Origin of the sequence: Streptomyces sp. SID3212 (genome assembly GCF_009865405.1) — a bacterium.
In the GTDB taxonomy this organism is placed as follows: domain Bacteria; phylum Actinomycetota; class Actinomycetes; order Streptomycetales; family Streptomycetaceae; genus Streptomyces.
Map to the genome: position 1 here is coordinate 1 of NZ_WWJY01000675.1, position 277 is coordinate 277.

At 76.2% G+C, this 277-nt stretch carries 1 pseudogene; it reads right to left on the reverse strand.

From position 1 onward, the window contains the following. Positions 1-277 (reverse strand): annotated as a pseudogene (locus tag GT042_RS38265) (acyl-CoA dehydrogenase); the annotation flags it as partial.

Below are 277 nucleotides of genomic sequence, written 5' to 3' on the forward strand. Positions count from 1 at the left end.
CAGCTCGTGGAGGATCGCGACGGCGTCGGCGTGTCCCTCGGCCAACCGGGCCAGGGACAGGTCCTCGCGGGCCAGGTCGGAAAGGGCGCGGAACCGTTCCCGGGTGCGTCCCTGTCCCGGCAGGGGCAGTCGGAGGGCGCCCGCGTCGGTCAGCGCGGTGAAGCGAGCGGCGACGGAACGGCGGACGGCGGACGGATCGAAGGAGCCCGCGTCGCCGCCACGGAGGCCGGGGTCGTCGCGAAGGCCCGGGTCGTCGCGGAGGCCGGAGTGGTCGCGA